Genomic DNA, 20,920 nt, shown 5'->3' with positions numbered 1-20,920 from the left:
ATCATCTATTGATTATTATCTTTATTATTAATTGTGACTATCAATGCAATAAATAATGGTATGAAAACAACAAACCAAAGATATCCCGACATTTCAAATACCACCTTACATATTAATTTGTATTTAAAGCCTCATTTAGCGCTCGAATAGAATCTGATACAGCTCTTTTACTTATCTCAGAATCAGGAACCATTGCTTCAAATTCATGATACCCACCTGGATATAAATGAAATTCTACAGGTACTCCCGCTTCTGTTAATGCTTTTACATAATTCATCGTCTCATCTCTAAACGGATCAAGTGAACCGACTGTCGTATACGTAGGTGGTAAATTGCTAAAGTCTGTTTCACGCAGTGGTGCAGCATACTTAGGTGTCTCACCTTCAACACCTTTCAGACACATTGACCAGGCGAACTGATTCAGTTCCTTACTCCATACTCTTTTATCATCAAATTCATTACTTGAATATGTGGTACAGCTATCATCAATCATTGGGAATAACGGCATTTGAAACTTAATCTTTGGACCTTTACAATCTCTTGCTAATAACGTTAAAGCTGCCGTTAGTCCACCACCAGTACTTCCACCAACTACTGCAAGTCTATTAACATCAATATTAAGTTGATCTTTATTTTCAACAATCCATTGAAGTGCTAGATAACAATCTTCAATTGCTGCAGGATATGGATTCTCTGGTGCTAATCGATAATCTACAGATACTACAACACAATTCACGTCTTTTACATATCGTGCACATTTAGCATCGTTACCCTCTACCGATCCAAACATATAACCGCCACCATGGATGAATAACACCACAGGTAATGTATCTGTCTGATTCACAGGAGCATAGACTTTAAGCCTAACTTGTATATCCTCCTCATCATGCTTGGCAAAGTATTCTTTCTGAGTAATCGCTTCATCAATATAAGGCTTGATTAACAGTTTATTAGCTGTTCGTATTGAAGGAAGCTTTTCTTCCGACAAATCCATCGGTGTCAGTTTCTTAAATGTTTCTAATAGTTCTTTATGTACTCTACTTTCCACTTAGTCGACCTCCACTTATGTAATTCACCATACTTAGTAATACTTCCTGATTTTCAGTAGAGATATCATATGTCATAATATCTTCCTCTGTATTGTTTAAAACGTTACCTGTTATATATTCACGATCCGCTTCCACCAAATCACTTAACGTCTCTTTTGTCGTTTCCATATGGAATTGTAATCCAATCACATTTTCATTATAGATAAAGGCTTGATTCTCACAATGCGTTGAACTGTATAGTCTTTTTGCTTTATCAGGTAATGTGAAGGTATCTCCATGCCAGTGCAATACATCTAACTGTTGAGGAAGGAACGAGTATTCATTAGTTTCTTTGTTAATAATACCAAATCCAACTTCCCTTCCTTTAGGGTTAGAATAAACTTTACCACCAAGAACTTCTGCGATTAACTGAGCACCAAGACATATTCCAAGTAAAGGCTTATTATTTTTTATCAAATCTTTTATTAGTTCCTTCTCATGATTAAGCCACGGAATATCATCATGTACACTCATAGGACCACCTAGTACAATAAGCATATCGATATCCTTTTCCTCAGGTAAGATATGATTATTCTCATATAACTTAATAACCTTTGCATTTAATTCTTCAAGTATCCCTGGATTCTCGAATGGTACGTGTTGCAGTATGTATGTTTTCATTTAATTGTTCCTCTCTATTTATAATTAGATTTTATAAATACTCTTTATATTCGATATCATCATATGCATTTGTTCAGTGGAACGGTTGTAACTCTCTTAATGACTTATATTCTAAATTATCACTGTCATTAGTGACAGCCACCTTAACATTGTTCCCCCAATAAAGTAATCTTTCTTGGCATGTACCGCATGGTGTTAAAACTTTAAATTCACTATTTTCATCATCTCTTACAACACAGATACTATGTGTAATAATATCATCAAATTTATGAGCTTCTAAAATCGCTCCTGTTTCAATACATAATTCTGTTGAAGCATTTATAACCTCGGGAGCAACTGAAATATAAATTTCACCTTTCTTGGAATACATCGCCGCAGCACCTCCCCATCCTTTAGGGAAACGTTTAATAATAAAAGATTTAGCTTCATCAAATAATTTTTGTTCGATACTCACATTATGCTCTCCTTTTCTTTGATAGCTATTTGAACAATATGTTGTAGCCCGTTCTTATCAAATATTTTATGTTTCTTCATTCCTATTTTTGCAGCTACCTTTTGAGAAGGTAGATTATCTATAGTTGAATATGAATATATTTGTTCAAATCCTAAAAAATCAAAAGCATAGTCCATACATGCTTTCGCCGCTTCTGAGGCATAACCTTTGTTACAGTATTCTTTGATAATATGAAATCCAATCTCAGGTAGTACCTCTCCATCAATATTTTGCATCGTTATACCACAGTCACCTAAAAAAGTTCCATCTTCTTTCAGAATAATCGCCCATAGACCACAATTATATGTAGCATAATTTTCGATATTCCACTTAATCCATTCTTCAACCTCATGCTCATTAAACGGATGACCATAGTGTTGCATAGACTCAGAATCAGATAATACTTTAGAAAGATTAAATTTATCTTCTTTTCGAAGTTCCCTTAAAATTAAACGGTCTGTTTCTAGTATCGTCATAAAAATCACACTCTCTATTTCAATAATTTATGTAAAGTGTACTCAAAAAACGTTATTGAAGATTGTTAAAAACCGCATCATTTATGATAACTTTCCCCCCTAATAATCCTAAACCCTCGATAGACTTGCTCAAGCAGTATCACCTTCATCATTTGATGTGGAAAAGTCATCTTGCTGAATGATAGGGCGTAGTTTGAGCGGTCCATAACGGATTGGTGCAGGCCGTTTGATCCACCGATGATAAAGGTCAGATGGCTTTTACCGGTATTCATCTTTTGTTCAATATCTTTTGATAATTGAACAGAATCGAGTTGTTTACCTAGTATCTCCAGCGTATACACAAAGCTGTCATCTTTCACTTTAGATAGTATTCTATCCGCTTCTTTCTTCTTCGCAATCTCAATATCTTTCTCACTCATATTATCCGAATCTTTCTCATCCGCCACTTCAATCAATTCCATTTTCGCATATGCACCAAGTCGCTTCACATATTCATCCACTGCCATCTTCCAGTACTTTTCTTTCAATTTACCCACAGTTATTATCGTTATTTTCATTTTTATTCATTTCCTTTACAAAGTTATCCTACTTATCCACAGGTTACTCACATATACACATTTCACAATCCTATTATAATCATATTTTCATCATTAATAATAGCAAATGTAACATTTTACTCTGTATAAAAATAAAAAAAGATGCCCATTTTACCGGACATCTTTATACATTGTGTATAAATCGGTACTTATCCACAAAGTTACCCCTAGTTATACACATTTTTTCGTGAATAACCTGACTTATCCACTTGTTAATAATTTATTTACTCGATATTTTTATTTAGTTTGATATATTGCCACTAAATTTCATATATTTTCGTCGGTACTGCTTTATCTGTATCATGTATCATCACTTCATTCACTGTATCGATATCATGTTTATTCAGCACCTGCTCAACACTCATACGCGCTAAGTCTTTCATATTGTTATCTTGTGATAGATGCGATAGATAGATGCGTTTCGTACTTCCTGTAATCACATCTCTCATCGCATAAGCTGCATCTTCATTCGATACGTGTCCCATATCGCTTAATATACGTTGTTTCGTACTCCATGGATAGCGTCCCATACGCAGCATATCTACGTCGTGATTGCTTTCAAATACGAAACAGTCTGATCCATGTATCATACCTTTCATGCGGTCTGATACGTATCCTGTGTCTGTAATCACCGTTAACTTTTTATAGTTATTATTGAAGATATAGAACTGTGGATCTACCGCATCATGCGAAACATTAAATGATTCAATATCCATTCCTGCTAATGTCTTAATTTCATATGGATTAAAAATGAATTTCTGCTCATCGGGTATTTTTCCATCAGCACGATTAATGCGTTCCCACGTTTTCTCGTTCGCATATATCGGTAACTTATACTTTCTTGCTAACACACCTAATCCTTTAATATGATCGATATGTTCATGCGTCACAAGTATACCGTTTAAATCTTCTATTTTACGGTCGATTTGTTCAAACAAACCTTCCATTTTCTTGCCTGTAAGTCCTGCATCTACTAAAAGTGATCCTTTCTCACTTTCAACATATATCGCATTTCCTGTACTACCACTTGCTAGTACTGACATATTAATCATCAAATCACTCACTTAATTTACAAAATTGGTTGCTCTGGATTCACAGCATCTACATAATACGTATTTGAAGTGCCATCTGCTTTTAACACTGCAATTTGCCATGTTGGTTTCAACACTTGTCCACGTACTTCTCGTACGATTGAATAGTATCCAAGCCTCACTGATGTCACTGTATCGCCACGTTCTAAAGCTGTTTGATAGTACAATACTTCAATCGCTTCTTTCGCTGGAATCACTTTTTTCTTTTCGTTATTCTTTCCTAATCCTTCTTGTATATCTTTAAGATAGGTTTGTTTATAAGATGTCACTTCATTATTATCATTATATCGAAATGCGAGCTGTGCTTTATCATTATTTAGAATCGGGTACTTCCCATATACTTGATCAAAGTAAAGAATATGTTTTTTTCTATCTATGCCACTAAGTGTATATTCTTTTCCTTTATCTATTTCAATATTGATATACTCTTTTAAGCCACTAATTATCGCTCTTTCTTCGATTTTAGATAATTTAATTTTAGGTTTGACTTCACTAGTTACGACTGTTTTTAATTCATCGCTTTTTTTATCAAAGTCAGCTGAGTTTTCTGTAAATCCAGCACTCTTTGCAGACATAATATTCATCATCACATGCTTCGCAGAAGGTAGTTCTGGTAACTTGATACCTTCTTTATCAAAATCAATACGTTCTGATTTAGCATCTTCAACAATATTTGCGCGTTGAACTTTCTCATGATAGATAAAGCCTAGAGCAATATTGATAATCAGGAATACAAAGATAAATAACGATGTGGCATGTTTCCAATCCATTATTTCAGCCTCCCATTATCATACTCTTTCCATTCATCATTATATTTAATAAACCATGCAGGTTTAAATGATAACGTTGATTGAATGGTTTCTTCATCTGAGCGTTCCATATTATAACCAATCATCATGTTCGATACACGTTCAAATTGATAATGTTTATTCGATGCTAATGCAAAACGTACTTCTTCAGCTGTCGGGAGTTGTTTAACTTTTTGCTTTGCTGGTACTGCTACGCTTGTTGTATACAGTCCACGTTTATATTCATAAATGTTATCGTCTCCCCAAATAATATCTATTTCAGATAAATCACGACGATTGAATACCGGGTATCCTTTGAAGAACATTTGATATTTAATTGCACTATCCGCATGCCTTACGCCAAAATAACGATAGTCATCCGTAAATCCGCGATGTTCACTAATAAAATTAAATGAATTAATCAAGTTATTCATCGGATTTGGTTTCCCATGATCGACTTCTGATAAATTATTAAATTTATAGTTTTCATTATTCGTCATCTTTACAATACCTGTGTTTGAATTGTAAGTTTTAGAACGATTGTTGTCCGAACGTTCAATAATACTATTTTTATCGCCGAGTACCGCTTTGTTAATGTCATCTACATTAATATTATCTGCCAGGTAGCTGTATGCTTGCGTTTGTTTCGGCTTTTCCGGTACATATAAACTTGTTAATTCATCAGTTGTTCTTTCATTTGTAATAACACCTGTATAACTCTCCATCGATTTACGAGATGATTTTACTAATGTGTTAAATGCTTTACTAGAACCATTTGTTTCAATTTCTAACATACGATTATCATTTGTCATCATGTAAAGAATGATATTTTGTTGTTTATGACTATCAATAATAATGCGTTTAAATTGCGCGTTACTATCACCTTTTACTGTATCTTCTAATATATCTGTTAAATACATGGCAACAGGTAATTCACCAGCATAATCTAAAATAACAAATTTATCTTTTAAAGATTTAGACATATATGAAATACCTTGATTTTTATCACTAATGTCAGAAACTTTTAAACTTGAAATGCGTTTAACAAATTCAAGTAACATATCCTTATCTGTTGTGCCATGTATATTATTATCTGAATATACAACGACTTGATAGGGTAGAAAGATACTGTTGATATCATCTACATTTTTTGGACTAAGTGCTGTATTTGTTTTAGTAATAGACGTTTCGATATTTGCAAGGTTCGGTCTAAAGTTCCATATTTTATAGGTCAACACTATACTAGATATCACGAGTGTTAACAGAATAATCCCTTTTAAGATACTCTTAAACATCCCAATCACCGTCATCTAATACTTCACACGGAAGTGTAATATAAACTGATGTACCGAATCCTTCTTTACTATTTGCCCAAATACGTCCATTATGTGCTTCAATGATTTCTTTACTAATGGCTAGTCCTAAACCTGTTCCACCCATTTTTCTCGTTCTTGCTTTATCTACTCGGAAGAAACGATCAAAGATTTTATCTACTTTATTCAATGGAATTCCAATACCATTATCTTTAATTTGAATGGTCATACGATTAAATAAAGTATTTTGTTTCACGTGGAATTCAACTTTCTTTTTACCTTTTGAATATTTCAATGCATTCGTAATCACGTTATCAAATACTTGTGTCATCTTATCCGGATCAATCTCAACGAATATACCCGTCTTCGGAATATCACGAATAAGCGTAGCATTTTTACCTTCAGACATTTCAAAACGATTAATAATTTTATGAATGAACATATTGAAATCAATCAGTTCTTTATTAAGATGATCATCTGTGTTATCCATCTTAGACAATTGCAGTAAGTCATTTACAAGACGAATCATACGATCAGTCTCTTCTCGTGTAACGCTTAAGAATTGGGGTGCTAAATCATCGTCTTTCCATGCACCTTCTTCTAAAGCTTCTATATAACTGCGCATAGAAGTTAGCGGCGTACGCAATTCATGTGAAACATTGGCTACGAATTCACGACGTTCATTCTCAACGTGGTGTTGTTCAGTAACATCATGTAATACGGCAATGTAACCCGTAATAAATCCTGTATCCTGAATAATTGTAGAAAATGAAGCACGCACAATTAACTGCTCTTTCTCATTAAGGTCAATAACAATACCACCAGCGATATCTTGTAATTCATCTAACGAATAATGCTCTTCAATATTTAAAATATCTAATACGTGACGACCTTCTACTTCATCTTTATTCATATCGAGCATCTTTAATGCCATTTCATTTACAATACGTACACGTCCACGTCTATCCGTCGCAATAACACCATCAGACATGTGTGTAATTACAGAATCAAGACGACGTTTCTCACTTTCAGTGTTCGCTTGTGCTTCCTGCACACGTTTCGATAAGTTATTAAATGTTAAAGCAAGTTCACCGATTTCATCATTTCCATAAACTTTAACACGATTTGTATAATTACCCTTTGACATTTCTAATGCCTGATTACGCATATCTGAAATTGGTTTCGTAATAGTGCGGGCAATAAAGAATCCTAATATGATTGTTATTAATAAAGACAATCCTGTACCGATAATAAAGATACTGTTAATCTTCATAAGTTGTGCGTAAACCGGTTCAATGGACTCCTCGACATGGATAACACCTAAAATTTTATTGTTATCTTTGATCGGGAAATTTTTAATCCAGACACGTACTTTACCACCGGGATCATCACGCAGTTTTACACGATCATTTGTTTTACCTAAAGAAAGAGACATTTTAATCTGGCTATCATTAATCTTTTGATTAATACTCTCACGGTTTGAATCGCTACTTGTCGCTAAAATAACTTCTGAATTATCAACATAACGGATTGTATCGATTTCTGTACGCAATGCATATTCATCAACAGTCTTTTGAATCTCTCGTTGTATTCTATTCGGTGTTTTTTTATTTTCTTTATATATATTTCTTATATCATAATTGATTGATTTTATTTGCTGGTTAATATTTGTTTCAAAGTTTTTCGTTAACTCTTTTTCTAAGTTATTCGTAAAATATAACCCAATAATCTGCATACCGATAATAATAAGTAATACATAGATTACAACGAGTTTAATGTGCAAAGATTGAAGCTTTTTATATAACGTTTTCATTCTGCACTACTCCTGCGTTTGTAAGAAGTATCCTACACCACGACGTGTTACGATATATTCCGGATGGCTTGCATCATCTTCAATTTTTTCACGTAATCTACGGATAGTAACGTCCACTGTACGCACATCTCCAAAATAATCATAACCCCATACTGTTTGCAGTAAGTGTTCACGCGTCATTACCTGCCCGATATGTTTTGCTAAGTAATGGAATAGCTCAAACTCACGATGCGTAAGTTCGATATCTACACCACGCTTTTTAATAGAATATGCTTCAGGATAAACGATAATATCTTTAATAACGATATCTGTCGACTCTTCTTTTTCTTCAGTTTGTGCCTGTGTGTAATGACGACGTAAATTCGCTTTAACACGGGCAATCAATTCGCGTGTTGAGAATGGTTTCGTAACATAATCGTCAGCGCCTAACTCTAAGCCTAATACTTTATCAATTTCAGAGTCTTTAGCTGTTAACATAATAATCGGCATATCATATTTCTTACGCACCTCACGACATACTTCCATACCATCACGACCAGGTAACATGATATCTAACAATACGATATCTGGTTGCACATCATAGATAAGATCTACAGCATCATCACCGTCATAAGCAACATGTACTTCATAGCCTTCTTTTTTCAAGTTAAATTCTAATATATCTGCAATCGGTTTTTCATCATCTACAACAACGATTTTTCTCGACATTGGCGTCCCTCTTCTCTGGTAAAATTCAATAATATCCTACTCTATAATTTACCACTGTTTTGTACTTTTTTCTATAAGGTCGCATTTTATACCTTCCACATAAAAAAAGAAGCTAGACAAAAGTCTAACTTCTAAATATGAATGAGTAAGGCGATTGCCTTACTAATTAGCGGTCCCGACGGGAATCGAACCCGCGATCTCCTGCGTGACAGGCAGGCATGTTAACCGCTACACCACGGGACCTTATGTATTAAATTAAATGGTGACCCCTACGGGATTCGAACCCGTGTTACCGCCGTGAAAGGGCGGTGTCTTAACCGCTTGACCAAGGGGCCATTAATTAATAGCACAAGATTGATTATAGCATGTTGAATTTACATTTATCAAGCATTATTTTTAAAAAATATTAAAAAATTTAGTATAATTGATATATATATACTCTGAATTATTAAAGAAAGGAGCATGTTATGTCGATACCCTTGGAAAAAGTGGTAAAACAACACAAAAAGCTGCCTTTAAAAGAAAAGATTAAGCGTTTTTCTTTCATTACTTTAGGTGCAATTCTCATGGCAGTGGCACTCGAACTCTTTTTAGTACCTAACAAATTACTCGATGGAGGTATTGTAGGTATTTCAATTATGGCTTCACATTTACTTGAACTACCTCTTGGATTATTTATCTTTTTAATAAATATCCCATTCTTTTACCTAGGATATAAACAAATCGGTAAAACATTTGCTCTATCAACTTTATATGCCATTACTATTTTATCAATTGGTACAGCTCTATTACATCCCGTTCCTCCTTTTGCGGATGAGAAATTTCTAGTTACTATCTTTGGTGGGGTGATTCTTGGCCTTGGTGTTGGACTCGTCATTCGTTATGGTGGTTCATTAGATGGCACTGAAATTCTTGCCATTCTTATTAGTAATAAATCTCCGTTTTCAGTCGGAGAAATCGTTATGGTTATTAATTTCTTCATCTATGTTGCTGCCGGATTCATCTTTACATGGGAATCAGCAATGTATTCAGTAATCGCCTATTTTATTGCTTTTAAAACGATTGATATCGTCCAGCAAGGTTTAGATGAATCTAAATCTGTCTGGATTATAAGTGATCAGCACGAAGAAATTGGTGATGCTATTAATGACCGTTTAGGTCGTGGTGTTACATATTTAACTGGAGAAGGTGCTTATACTGGTGAAGATAAGAAAGTTATCTTCTGTGTCATTACTCGTCTAGAAGAATTTAAATTAAAAGACATCGTTAATCATTATGATGAAAGTGCATTTGTTGCAATCGGCAACGTATCGGAAGTTAAAGGCGGAAGATTCAAAAAGAGAGATATTCATTAAAACATACAAAAATAGCAATAAAGTAGTCTATTTTAATAGATTCCTTTATTGCTATTTTTATATTTATCATTTATTTAAAGCTTATTTATCAGTTTGCCATAAATCTTCAAGTAAGTTTGTTTGCGTTCTATCTGGTCCTACTGAGAAGATAGAAATCTTAACATTACATAATTCAGAAATACGCTCTAAATAACGACGTGCATTATCTGGTAATTCTTCCATCGTCTTAACACCAGTAACATCTTCAGTCCATCCAGGTAACTCTTCAAATACTGGCTTACAACGATTTAATGCATTTAAGTTAGCAGGGTATTCAGTAATAATTTCACCATCTAATTCGTATGCCGTACAGATTTTAACAGTTTCTAAACCTGTTAATACATCAATAGAGTTAATTGATAAATTTGTAATACCACTCGCACGACGTGAATGACGTAATACAACTGAATCAAACCAACCTACTCGGCGTGGACGTCCTGTTGTTGTACCGTATTCACGACCTACTTCACGGATATGGTGCCCATCTTCATCGAATAGTTCAGTTGGGAATGGCCCATCTCCTACACGTGATGTATAAGCTTTACATACGCCTACAACTTTATCAACAAAAGTTGGTCCTACACCAGTACCAACTGTTACGTTACCTGCAATCGGGTTACTTGATGTAACAAATGGATACGTACCATGATCGATATCAAGCATCACACCTTGTGCACCTTCAAACAATACTTTTTCTTCTGCTTCGAAAGCGTCATCTAATACTTTTGCAGTGTCCACTGTGTATTGTTTCAATCGTTGTCCTGCAGCAAAGTAAGGTTCAAAGATTTCATCAAAAGTGAATCCTTCAGCATTGAACATTTTTTCGAATAATTCATTTTTAGCGTTTAAGTTTTCTTCTAACTTTGCTCTAAATGTTTCTTCGTCCAATAAATCAGCCATACGAATCCCGATACGTTGTACTTTATCAACATATGCCGGTCCAATACCTTTTTTCGTTGTACCGATTTTATTGTCGCCACGCTTTTCTTCTTCTAATTCATCTTGTTTTAAATGGTACGGTAAAATAACTTGGGCACGATTTGAGATACGTAAGTTATCTGTACTTATACCACGTTCATTTAATGCATCTAATTCTTTTAATAAAGCAACCGGATCTACAACAACGCCATTACCGATTACTGATAATTTATCTGAATAGAAAATTCCTGATGGTACTAAGTGTAATTTATACGTTTCTCCACCGAATTTAATAGTATGACCTGCATTATTACCACCTGAAAAACGAGCAATCACATTTGCCTGTTCAGCTAAAAAATCTGTGATTTTACCTTTACCTTCGTCTCCCCACTGCGTCCCAACAACTACGATTGATGACATGCGTGCACCTCCAAATTTTCTTGACTAACCTTAGCCATTCTATCAATATATAGCTGAAAAATCAACCAAAAACCGAACATTAATAATTATACATAATTTTTCCTCATGAATTAAGGTTTTAAGTATTTAGGAATGTATAAATGAATATTTTTCTTTATTGCATTTGATTTATACTGTTTTTTCGTTTTGAAATTTAATATTTTTATTCAAAAATCAATATAATAAGTACAAACATTCATGAAATTTATTTGTAAATTACAAACAAAAACACGTACTTTAAATATATCCTTTGATTTAAAGTACGTGTTTTATAGTTTTTTTTTACATCATATCCGCATGTGCATAATCAATATCAGTAAATTTGTTATATTGTTTCAAGAAGTGCAGTTTAACAGTCCCTGTAGGACCGTTACGCTGCTTCGCGATAATAATTTCTATCTCCCCATTCTCATCTTGTGCACCTGCATCAACTTCCACTTCTTCGCCATCTTCGCCTTGTCCACGGTTATAATAATCATCACGATACAAGAAGGCAACAATATCCGCATCTTGTTCAATCGATCCGGATTCACGAATATCACTCATCATCGGACGCTTATCTTGTCGTTGTTCTACACCACGAGATAACTGAGATAAAGCGATCACAGGACATTCTAATTCACGTGCTAATGCTTTTAACATACGTGAAATTTCAGAGACTTCTTGTTGTCTATTTTCACTTGAGCGACTTCCAGACCCTTGAATCAACTGTAGATAGTCAATCAATATCATATCCAGTCCATGTTCCTGATGAAGTCGTCTGCATTTTGAACGGATATCTGTAATACGAATCCCTGGCGTATCATCAATAAAAATATTTGTTCGAGATAATTTACCAACAGCGACTGTGAAACGATTCCAATCTTCTCCGTCCATCTGTCCAGTACGCAGTCGATTTGAATCAACATTCCCTGTGCTACAAATCATACGTGTCGCAAGTTGATCCGCACCCATCTCAAGACTAAATATCGCTACCGTATACGGATGATCATTTGTAGCCACCTGTGTGGCAATATTTAAAGCGAACGCTGTCTTCCCAACTGATGGTCGTGCAGCAATAATAATCAGATCATTACGGTTAAAACCTGCAGTCATCTGATCCAGGTCACGATATCCGGTTGGTATGCCTGGCGTTTGCCCTTTATTATTATCAAGTTCTTCCGCATTATTAAAGACTTGTGTTAACACGTCTTTAATTTCTTTAAATCCATCTGCGCCTCGATTGGTTGATACTTCCATTATACGTTTTTCAGCATCTGCAAGTAATGTTTCCAAATCAAGTGACTCATTATACCCATCTGCCATAATACTATCAGCAACATGAATTAAACGACGCTTTACGGCATCACGGTAAACAATATCCACATAGAAATCAACGTTTCTAGCAGTAGGAACTTTCTCTGACAATTCAATAAGATAAAGTTCACCGCCACTCGCTTCAAGCGTTCCGTCCTGCGTCATTTGATTCATAACAGTGATGATATCTACAACATCGTTTTGTTCAGACAAAGTAAGCATTGCCTGGAATATATTCTGATGACTTTGTCTGTAAAAATGTAGCGGCAATAATGTTTCAAGCACAGAAGATAATACTTCATTATCAATAAAGATAGCACCTAATACAGATTGCTCAGCTGTTAAATTAAAAGGCAGTTTCTTACCTTCAAGATAATCTGACATATTATCCTCCTCGAAATTTTATTCTGCTGTAACGTGAACTTTTAATGTACCACTTACTTTATTATGTAATTTAACCGGTACATTCGTATAACCTAGACTTCTGATACCATCATGTAAGTCCATTTTACGTTTATCAAGTTTAATACCGTGTTGCTTATTTAAAGCATCAGCTACTTGTTTAGAACTTACAGATCCAAATAAACGGCCACCTTCACCTGATTTCGCTGTTACTTTTACTTCCAGTGATTCTAATTTCTCTTTTAGTTTTTCCGCTTCTTCTAATTCATGCTGCTTATCTAACTCAACACGTTTCTTTTGTGCTTCTAACTGCTTTAAGTTTCCTGGTGTAGCTTCTACAGCATATTTATTCTTTAATAAGAAGTTATTTGCATAACCTACTGGTACTTCTTTAATTTCGCCTTTTTTACCTTTTCCTTTAACATCTTGCGTAAATATAACTTTCATAACTAATCTTCTCCTTCACTTTGTTCATTTATAGTTTGTTGTAATTGCAAAATTGCTTCATTGATCGTGACATTTTCAAGTTGTGTTGCAGCATTTGATAAATGACCACCGCCACCCATACTTTCCATAACAAGCTGAACATTTATTTCTCCTAACGATCTCGCAGAAATACCGATGACATTCTCTTTTCGCTCTGCCACCACAAAAGATGCTTCAACACCTTCGATACCTAAAAGCTCGTCAGCAGCTTGTGCAACAATAACCGGATGAATGATCTCACCTACCGGGCCATGCGCAATTGCTATGCCATTATCTTCTAACTGCACGGTACGAATAATTTCTGAACGTTTAATATACGTTTCAATATCATCCTTTAAGAAATGCTGACAAAGAATCGTATCAGCACCATGGTTTCTTAAGAAACTTGCTGCATCAAATGTTCTGGAACCTGTACGCAGCGTAAAGTTACGTGTATCAACAATAATACCGGCAAGCATTACCGTTGCCTCTAAACGCGTCAACTTATGTTCTGTCGGTTGATATTCCAGTAATTCAGTTACAAGCTCTGCTGTAGAACTTGCATATTGTTCCATATACACAAGCAGTGGACTATCGATAAATGATTCACCACGACGATGATGATCGATCACCACTTTACGATACGCTTTATTTAATATACTTTCATCAATCACCATTTCAGGTTTATGTGTATCTACGATAACCAATGTCGTCTTCTTCGTCATTAAATTCCATGCTTCTTCAGAAGACACAAATATTTCATCGAGCTCAGGTTTTTCTGCAATTTCAGCCATAACACGGGATAAAGTATCATCAACATCATAATCATTTAAAATGATATTTGCCTTTAAATTGTTCATCTTAGCAAAGCGTGCAACACCAATTGCAGCACCGATCGCATCCATATCAGGACGTTTATGTCCCATAATAATGACGTTTTCACCCTCGATTAAAATATCGCGGAGTGCATGAGAGATAACACGTGCTCTAACGCGTGTACGTTTCTCCATAGGATCAGTTTTACCACCATAGAATCGAACGTTTCCATTCATGTTCTTAATCGCTACCTGATCGCCGCCACGGCCAAGTGCTAAATCTAAACTTGATTGAGCTAAAGTACCAAGATCCAGTAAATTTTCAGAACCTTCACCAATACCGACACTCAAAGTGATATGTGTTTTGATTTCTCGACTTTTATCACGAATATTATCTAATAAATTAAATTTTGTCTCTTCAATTTTATGTAAGATCTTTTGATTAAAGAACATCATATATTGATCTGATTGGTAACGTTTAATGTATACGTTATTTTCTTCAGCCCATTTATTAATTTCAGTCGACATCATACTATTAATTTCCGTACGTTGTGCATCAGCCATGTTTTGTGTAATTTCATCAAAGTTATCCAGGAACAATATTCCAATAATAGGTTTAGCTTCATCATATAATTGTTCTATTTCAACTTTATCGGTAATATCGAAGAAATACAAAGTATTTAAATTTTCACCATATGTTACTTTAAATTTGTAAGATTCAAAGTTGGCAGTAGCTTCTTTTACGCCTGTATTTTTAAGTTGATTCAGCAAATTAGGAAACAAATCATGAATAGATTCTGAAATAATAGGGGCAGTAATCTTCTCATTAATAAAATGATTATGCCATTCAATATGCTCATTTTCATCTAAAAGAATGACACCGATGGGTAATTCACTAATTGCATAACGTTTTCCCTTATCAATAGATGTTGATAAATTCGCAATATAAGATTCGTTGTGTCTGATACCATATCTTAAATAGAAAAGACTGATGCACGTGATGACAAAAAGTATGCCGAATGTAACCATCGCTGTCATAGGATGTACCGTATAAAGTATTCCTGTGACAATAAAAGCTGCGAGACACATAACAATAAATGGCATAATTAATGTTTGCTTATTGTACTTTCTATTCATTGTGACACCTCATTAAATTATTTATTACTTAAACTTTTTCGGCACTCTTTTCTTTAAGTTTACCATCAAATCAATAATTCCGAAAAGTTGCGTAATGGGCGCGTATAAAAACGCGATAAAGAATATAAAAGCTTTGACAATCGGATGAATCTTTCTCATCTTTATAAAATAGCTGTATAAAGATAATCCTTGAATGAATAACATCCACTCTAATACATATCTTAAGTTTATCACGATTCCGAGTGGAACATAATCAGTTTCTGATATTCCAAAATGCGCTAATAGTACAAATAAATAAATAATTAATAGTACTTTCGGCATCTGCCATGTAGATAACGGTCTAAAGTTAGGTGTTGCAATCTTAAACTGGCGTAATGCAGGTAAAGTTATCACCAATTGTAATAAGGCTAATAAAAATAGCGCTAAAATAACAATTCCAGGCACTTGTTTAATCACTTCATTCATACTTGTATTAAACATTTCTAACTGATAAGCAGGAATTGTGCCTTCTTTAACACCTTTAGACAAGTATTCATTATAAATATCAATTGTTGGCTTAAACCACGTCTGTACTTTAGGTAAATAGTCAGTTACCTGAAGGAAGATAATCGATACAAGTGTATATATACTATAAAAAACTGTAAGGATATATAGCATGCGTTCTTTTGATGTACGTTCTATCAATAATTGACCTATGATATACCCAGCAAATATCGATCCCATTATGACCTGCATCGTAAATATCGACATAAAAATAGTAATAAGTATTACGATTAAGCTCATGATATAAAAACTATTACGCGACCTGCAGAACAAATATACAGTCGGTAAAAGCAAAAACGGAGCGATAATGAATGCCATAAATGGCAAGAAATTTATCAGTAACGTTGCCATCATCATAATCATCGTAACGATAATTGTCTTACTTAAATCAAACTTCAACATAAATTCTCACTTTCTAAAAAATATTTCTATAACTATTCTATTTTACAACTTTACTTAAAATACCTCAATGTATGTACATTTTTATTAAAAATACAAAAAAAGACTACCTAATAATTAGGCAGTCTAAAAATTATTAATTAACCTTCGATTGAGAATTCCGCACCAACTTCAAATTTAACGTCTTTACCAACCATAACGCCGCCAGTTTCTAACGCTTGGTTCCAAGTTAAACCATATTTTTCACGGTTGATTGATCCTGATACTACTAAACCAGTCACATCTCCACCAGTCATTGGGTTTTTGTGAACTCCGTTGAATTCTAAATCAAATGTTTCTTCGTTTGTTACATCTTTGATTGTTAAGTCACCTGTGATTGTGTTGTTTGTTAATGATTTAGATACGAAAGTGATTTCTGGGTATTGTTCTACATTGAAGAAATCTCCAGATTTTAAATGACCATCACGATCAGCATTGTTTGTATCAATTGAATCAACTTTAACTGATGCTTTAACATTTAAAGAAGATAAATCATTGATATCACCAGTAACTGTTGCATCGAAATCTGTAAATTCTCCCTTAACTTTTGAAACCATCATGTGTTTAATCGAAAAGTCAATTCCTGAGTGTGTTTTGTCTAAAGTAAAGTTTGTCATTGTTAAATTACCTCTTTCGTTATTTGTTTTAGTTTTTGTTGCTTTGTCTTTACCAAAAAGTTTTTTAAACATATGTAATCATTCCTTATTTCTAACTTATATATTTAATATATCAGATATATTAAATATATGCAAGTATAAAAAATATATTATTTTGTTTTTTTATTTTTTTGATTACCATATGTTTAAAATAAAAAGACAAGATACCTCTTTTACAGATACCTTGTCTAAATTATTTTAAACAATTTATTTTTTTATCCAGATTATTTAATAACTGTTTGTCCGCCCATGTAAGGAACAAGTACCTCCGGAACAGTAATTGAACCGTCTTCGTTTTGGTAGTTCTCAACCACTGCTGCGAACGTACGACCAACCGCAAGTCCTGATCCGTTTAATGTATTCACAAATTCAGCTTTCGCATCTTTATCACGTTTGAAACGAATGTTTGCACGTCTCGCCTGGAAATCAGTCATATTTGAACAAGAACTAATTTCTTTATATGCGTTATAGCTTGGTAACCAAACTTCAACATCATATGTTTTTGCTGCTCCAAATCCAATATCACCAGAACATAAATTAATCGTACGATAAGGGATTTGTAATTTTTCTAATATTGCTTCAGCATGACGTGTCATCTCTTCTAATGCTGCAAATGAATTTTCAGGTGTTTCAAAACGAACCATCTCAACTTTGTTGAATTGGTGCATACGAATTAAACCACGTGTATCACGACCCGCTGATCCCGCTTCACTACGGAAACACGCTGTCATCGCAGTAAATTTAGTCGGTAACATATCAGATGTCATAATTTCATTGCGATAAAAGTTTGTTAAAGGCACTTCTGAAGTAGGGATAGTATATAATCCTTCTTTTTCAACTTTAAATAAGTCTTCTTCAAACTTCGGTAATTGACCCGTACCGAACATAGAATCAGCATTTACAAGTTGCGGTGTCACCATCTCCTGATAGCCATTTTCACGATGAGTATCCAGCATAAAGTTCATTAAAGCACGCTCTAGACGCGCACCATCTTTAGTTAGGAACGCAAATCGTGCACCAGATACTTTAGCAGCACGTTCAAAATCAGCCATCTTTAAATCTTCAACGATATCCCAGTGTGCTTTCGCTTCGAAATCAAACTCACGTGGTGTACCCCATTTACGTACTTCTACATTATCATCTTCATCTTTACCGAAAGGTGTTTCATCACTTACCAAGTTAGGTAAACGTACTAATTTATCACGTAAATCTGTAGATACTGTATTTAATTCTGCATCGATCGTTTTAATCTCATCACCAACTGCGCGCATTGCTTCGATTGCATCATCTGCATTTTCTTTATTACGTTTTTTAAGTGCGATTTCTTCACTTGCTTTATTACGTTTTGCTTTTAACTCCTCAGTCTGTGCAGTCAATTCACGTGTTTTTGAATCTAAATTTAAAATTTCATCGACGATTGACGTATCAATACCACGCATTTCTAATTTTTTCTTAACAAACTCAGCATCATTTCTAAATAATTTAATGTCTAACATGTTGATTGCCTCCTAATTTTATTTTTGGGTACAAAAAAATACCACATCCCAAAAAGGGACGTGGTATTTACGCGTTGCCACCCTAATTAATAGTTAAAACTTTCGTCTCAACTATTCTCTCCATTACATAACGGCTCATCACCGGTTTGCCAAACTTTAATTATGGGTAGAATTTCATGTATGTAGTATCATAGCTTTCACCAACCGCTATGTCTCTAAAAATTACCTCAACATTACTTATCCCAAATGACAAATTTATTATCTTATTTGATAATATAGTATCATATAGATATAAGAATGACAACTATTTATGTCATTCTATAGCGAATAAGGATATCACATTATAAGGAGAATAATAATGCAAATTATTGAGTCTATCAGCATTCCAAAACGCAAAGTACTTACACATAAAGGGGATTACGGTCGCATATTGCTCATCGGTGGCAACCAGAATATGGGTGGGTCTATTATGATGGCAGCTCGTGCTTGTGTATACAGTGGTGGCGGACTCACAACAGTTGCTACACACAATACAAATCATACAGCATTGCATTCAAGATGTCCTGAAGCAATGGTATCTGACATTAATGATATAAAACGTCTGACAAAACTAATAGACAATGCAGATAGTATTTTAATCGGTCCTGGACTTGGTCTGGATTTCCAGGGTAATAATGTTTTAACATTATTATTTCAACACATTCAGGAACATCAAACGTTAATTATAGATGGTGATGCTATTACTATATTAAGCAAATTAAAACATCCATTACCGAAATGTAACGTTATCTTCACACCCCACCAAATGGAGTGGGAACGATTAAGCGGCATTCCTATTGCAGAACAGACACCTGAACGTAACCGTGCTAAAGCTGATGAACTAGGTGCACATGTTATATTAAAGAAACATGAAACAGAATTATATTTAAAAAGCGGTGATTATAAAATTACTGTCGGTAATGCAGCAATGGCGTCAGGCGGTATGGGAGATGCATTAGCAGGTATTATTGCAAGTTTCCTAGGTCAATTCGATACAGAAGAAGCTATTAAACAAGCTGTATTTATTCATAGCTTAATCGGAGATCAATTAGCCCAGGAAATGTATGTTGTACCAGCAAGTCGTATTATCGATGAATTACCATATATGATGAAGAAGTTAGAAGCATAGAAAAAAAGCAATCCTGAATCAACTGATTCAGGATTGCTTTTTCTATTCGCTTGCCTCTATATCTTTAAGCATTTCCGGATCATTCAAATCATTTTCACGATAATGATTGGTATCCGGCATTTTTAAGATAAAATCTTCCTGCAAGGCAAGTTCAACTTTCACGTCTTCAATCTCATAATCAAATACATGACCACCTTGTGTCTCATCATCACTTAAATAATGTACATGATAACCGCCAACACCAATACCCATTATAAAATGGGGTGTATAAAATCCAAACAACGTCCCTTCTGTATCTTGAATATCAAAATAGCCCTGTTCTTTCACTGCTTCGACTAGTTTCGGATAGGGTTGTTGTTGTTTCTTCACTGATCTTGCTTTAATCAATTTAAATTTACCTGTAATCTTTACTGCATGAAAATAGTTCATACCCTGCATTGCTTTTAATATTTCTTCGTCTAACTGTTCTTTATTTAAACTACCTTTAAAAGTTAATGTCTTGGTCGGGTTAAAGTCCATCATACTTGCAAATGGTGTTGTTTCTTCAGGTGATACAATGCGTACTTTCCCTGTACTTTCAATTAAGTATGGTGTGCCGTCCAAAACAATCAGTTCACCATTTAAGCCATCCATTGTTCCGATACCATAATTTCCTGTTGAAAGTACATCTGACAATTTAAATGTACCTTCAAACATACCTCCTACAAGTGCACCCATTGTTGAATATTGATATAAGTTATTCATCG

The 20,920-nt window shown here is 34.4% G+C and carries 20 protein-coding genes, 2 tRNA genes and 1 other annotated feature; of the genes, 2 read left to right on the top strand and 20 right to left on the bottom strand.

Annotated features, from left to right (window positions below; translation table 11 throughout):
* Window positions 1-112 precede the first annotated feature (112 nt).
* The 12 genes from KFV12_RS00165 to KFV12_RS00110 form a co-directional block, all read right to left on the bottom strand.
* Entirely contained in the window at window positions 113-1,048 is a 936-nt protein-coding gene (locus KFV12_RS00165) for an alpha/beta hydrolase (RefSeq protein WP_164952777.1), read from the bottom strand.
* Window positions 1,038-1,709 carry a type 1 glutamine amidotransferase gene (locus tag KFV12_RS00160; RefSeq protein WP_164952776.1) on the bottom strand — a complete coding sequence of 224 codons (672 nt, stop codon included), beginning with the start codon at window positions 1,707-1,709 and terminating at the stop codon, window positions 1,038-1,040. The genes KFV12_RS00165 and KFV12_RS00160 overlap by 11 nt, the downstream gene beginning before the upstream one ends.
* Before the next feature lie 73 nt (window positions 1,710-1,782).
* Window positions 1,783-2,163: a cytidine deaminase gene (locus tag KFV12_RS00155; protein WP_164952775.1), complete on the bottom strand. Its 381-nt coding sequence runs from the start codon at window positions 2,161-2,163 to the stop codon at window positions 1,783-1,785.
* On the bottom strand, window positions 2,160-2,678 hold the full coding sequence (locus KFV12_RS00150; protein ID WP_164952774.1) for a GNAT family N-acetyltransferase: 519 nt from the start codon (window positions 2,676-2,678) through the stop codon (window positions 2,160-2,162). Before KFV12_RS00150 ends, KFV12_RS00155 begins: the two co-directional genes overlap by 4 nt.
* Before the next feature lie 77 nt (window positions 2,679-2,755).
* A complete protein-coding gene (gene rlmH / locus KFV12_RS00145) occupies window positions 2,756-3,235 on the bottom strand; it encodes a 23S rRNA (pseudouridine(1915)-N(3))-methyltransferase RlmH (RefSeq protein ID WP_096077733.1) in 480 nt (159 codons plus the stop codon).
* A 299-nt stretch (window positions 3,236-3,534) separates the two neighbouring features.
* A complete protein-coding gene (locus KFV12_RS00140) occupies window positions 3,535-4,326 on the bottom strand; it encodes an MBL fold metallo-hydrolase (protein ID WP_254256959.1) in 792 nt (263 codons plus the stop codon).
* A gap of 17 nt (window positions 4,327-4,343) precedes the next feature.
* On the bottom strand, window positions 4,344-5,135 hold the full coding sequence (locus KFV12_RS00135; protein WP_239242216.1) for a two-component system regulatory protein YycI: 792 nt from the start codon (window positions 5,133-5,135) through the stop codon (window positions 4,344-4,346).
* Window positions 5,135-6,448, bottom strand: a complete 1,314-nt coding sequence (locus tag KFV12_RS00130) for a YycH family regulatory protein (RefSeq protein WP_239242217.1) — start codon at window positions 6,446-6,448, stop codon at window positions 5,135-5,137. Before KFV12_RS00130 ends, KFV12_RS00135 begins: the two co-directional genes overlap by 1 nt.
* Window positions 6,441-8,279, bottom strand: coding sequence for a cell wall metabolism sensor histidine kinase WalK (gene walK / locus KFV12_RS00125; protein ID WP_111716928.1), 1,839 nt, complete (start codon window positions 8,277-8,279; stop codon window positions 6,441-6,443). Before walK ends, KFV12_RS00130 begins: the two co-directional genes overlap by 8 nt.
* Window positions 8,280-8,285: 6 nt before the next feature.
* Window positions 8,286-8,987: a response regulator YycF gene (gene yycF / locus KFV12_RS00120; RefSeq protein WP_096077737.1), complete on the bottom strand. Its 702-nt coding sequence runs from the start codon at window positions 8,985-8,987 to the stop codon at window positions 8,286-8,288.
* A 170-nt stretch (window positions 8,988-9,157) separates the two neighbouring features.
* A tRNA-Asp gene (locus KFV12_RS00115) sits at window positions 9,158-9,230 on the bottom strand.
* 17 nt (window positions 9,231-9,247) lie between these two features.
* A tRNA-Glu gene (locus KFV12_RS00110) sits at window positions 9,248-9,322 on the bottom strand.
* Between the two features lie 132 nt (window positions 9,323-9,454).
* On the opposite strand from KFV12_RS00110, the gene KFV12_RS00105 reads away from it, so the two are divergent.
* Entirely contained in the window at window positions 9,455-10,342 is an 888-nt protein-coding gene (locus KFV12_RS00105) for a YitT family protein (protein ID WP_240838285.1), read from the top strand.
* A gap of 81 nt (window positions 10,343-10,423) precedes the next feature.
* On the opposite strand, the gene KFV12_RS00100 is transcribed toward KFV12_RS00105, so the two are convergent.
* The 7 genes from KFV12_RS00100 to serS form a co-directional block, all read right to left on the bottom strand.
* Window positions 10,424-11,719: an adenylosuccinate synthase gene (locus tag KFV12_RS00100; protein WP_254256958.1), complete on the bottom strand. Its 1,296-nt coding sequence runs from the start codon at window positions 11,717-11,719 to the stop codon at window positions 10,424-10,426.
* Window positions 11,720-12,040: 321 nt separating this feature from the next.
* The gene (gene dnaB / locus KFV12_RS00095; protein WP_099581677.1) at window positions 12,041-13,438 is read right to left on the bottom strand and encodes a replicative DNA helicase; all 1,398 of its coding nucleotides are present in this window, start codon (window positions 13,436-13,438) and stop codon (window positions 12,041-12,043) included.
* 18 nt (window positions 13,439-13,456) lie between these two features.
* Window positions 13,457-13,903, bottom strand: coding sequence for a 50S ribosomal protein L9 (gene rplI / locus KFV12_RS00090; protein WP_111716932.1), 447 nt, complete (start codon window positions 13,901-13,903; stop codon window positions 13,457-13,459).
* 2 nt (window positions 13,904-13,905) lie between these two features.
* The gene (locus KFV12_RS00085; RefSeq protein WP_111716934.1) at window positions 13,906-15,873 is read right to left on the bottom strand and encodes a DHH family phosphoesterase; all 1,968 of its coding nucleotides are present in this window, start codon (window positions 15,871-15,873) and stop codon (window positions 13,906-13,908) included.
* A gap of 24 nt (window positions 15,874-15,897) precedes the next feature.
* Window positions 15,898-16,815, bottom strand: a complete 918-nt coding sequence (locus tag KFV12_RS00080) for a DUF2232 domain-containing protein (protein WP_170122549.1) — start codon at window positions 16,813-16,815, stop codon at window positions 15,898-15,900.
* Between the two features lie 140 nt (window positions 16,816-16,955).
* The gene (locus KFV12_RS00075; RefSeq protein WP_111717025.1) at window positions 16,956-17,471 is read right to left on the bottom strand and encodes a YceI family protein; all 516 of its coding nucleotides are present in this window, start codon (window positions 17,469-17,471) and stop codon (window positions 16,956-16,958) included.
* A 263-nt stretch (window positions 17,472-17,734) separates the two neighbouring features.
* On the bottom strand, window positions 17,735-19,006 hold the full coding sequence (gene serS, locus KFV12_RS00070; RefSeq protein WP_111716938.1) for a serine--tRNA ligase: 1,272 nt from the start codon (window positions 19,004-19,006) through the stop codon (window positions 17,735-17,737).
* Between the two features lie 51 nt (window positions 19,007-19,057).
* Window positions 19,058-19,265, bottom strand: a binding site (T-box leader).
* 99 nt (window positions 19,266-19,364) lie between these two features.
* Between serS and KFV12_RS00065 the strand changes: the two genes are divergently transcribed.
* Window positions 19,365-20,174: an NAD(P)H-hydrate dehydratase gene (locus KFV12_RS00065; RefSeq protein WP_099581668.1), complete on the top strand. Its 810-nt coding sequence runs from the start codon at window positions 19,365-19,367 to the stop codon at window positions 20,172-20,174.
* 42 nt (window positions 20,175-20,216) lie between these two features.
* On the opposite strand, the gene budA is transcribed toward KFV12_RS00065, so the two are convergent.
* On the bottom strand, window positions 20,217-20,918 hold the full coding sequence (budA, locus tag KFV12_RS00060) for an acetolactate decarboxylase (protein WP_254256957.1): 702 nt from the start codon (window positions 20,916-20,918) through the stop codon (window positions 20,217-20,219).
* Between the last annotated feature and the right edge of the window lie 2 nt (window positions 20,919-20,920).

The sequence above is a fragment of the Macrococcus epidermidis genome, from assembly GCF_024205965.1.
Lineage (GTDB): Bacteria > Bacillota > Bacilli > Staphylococcales > Staphylococcaceae > Macrococcoides > Macrococcoides epidermidis.
The sequence above is the reverse complement of the archived record's forward strand: the minus strand, read 5'-3'. Positions and strand labels throughout refer to the sequence as shown.